This window comes from Nonomuraea sp. NPDC003201, assembly GCF_053590415.1.
Map to the genome: position 1 here is coordinate 1 of NZ_JBSFTC010000790.1, position 1,025 is coordinate 1,025.

Sequence of the window (1,025 nt, forward strand, 5' to 3'; positions counted from 1 at the left end):
GACGCTGGCGGCGGCCCGGGCGCTGCGCGAGGCGCTGGCATGAGCGTGCTGCTGGGCTGCGTGGCCGACGACTACACCGGCGGCACCGACGTCGCCGCCGCGTTGCGCCGGTCGGGCCTGCGTACGGTGCTGATCTTCGGCATCCCCGGGCCCGCGACGGTGCTCCCGGACTGCGACGCCGTCGTCGTCGCGCTCAAGACCCGCTCGATCCCGGCCGGGGAGGCGGTCGCCGCGTCGCTCGCCGTTCAGCGATGGCTTCACGAGCGCGGGGTCCGGCGCCTGTACGTCAAGTACTGCTCCACCTTCGACTCCACCGACCAGGGCAACATCGGCCCGGTCGCCGACGCGCTGACCGAGGCGGTCGGGGCCCGCCTGACCGTGGTGTGCCCGGCCGCTCCCGAGCACGGCCGCACCGTCTACCAGGGGCACCTGTTCGTCGGCGACCGGCTGCTGTCGGAGTCGTCGATGCGCCACCACCCGCTGACGCCGATGACCGACCCCGACCTCGTGCGCGTCCTGGGACGGCAGACCCCGCACCGCGTCGCGCTGGTCGCGCACGAGACCGTCCGGCGCGGAGCGGACGCGGTGCGCGCGGCGCTCGACGCGCTGCAGGCCCAGAATGTCCGGTACGCGGTCACCGACGCCCTCGACGACCGCGACCTCGACGTCATCGCCCGCGCCGGCGCGCACCTGCCCGTCATCACGGGCGCGGCGGGGCTGGCCGGAGCCTTGGAGACCGCCCGGCACGAACCGGCCACGCCTGCCCTTCCCACGGGACCAGGAGTGGTGCTCGCGGGCAGTTGCTCGGCCGCCACGCTGGAGCAGGTGGCCCTGGCCCGCCGGCACATGCCCTCCCACCGGCTGCGTGCCGAGCAGGACGGGCTGGTCGAGGGGGCCATCGGCTGGCTGGAGGCCAACCTCGAGGCGGAGGGCCGCGCCATGGTCTACTCCTCGGCTCCCCCCGAGGAGCGCTTGCCCGGCGCGGCCGGGCTGCTGGAGGAGGCGCTGGCGGCCGTCGCCCCCCG

Annotated in this window: 1 protein-coding gene; it reads left to right on the plus strand. The window is 75.9% G+C overall.

Annotated features, from left to right (window positions below):
- Window positions 1-39: 39 nt before the first annotated feature.
- Window positions 40-1,025 (plus strand): 3-oxo-tetronate kinase (gene otnK / locus ACWDX9_RS63670; RefSeq protein ID WP_449973508.1); only part of this gene is annotated, 986 nt, incomplete at its 3' end.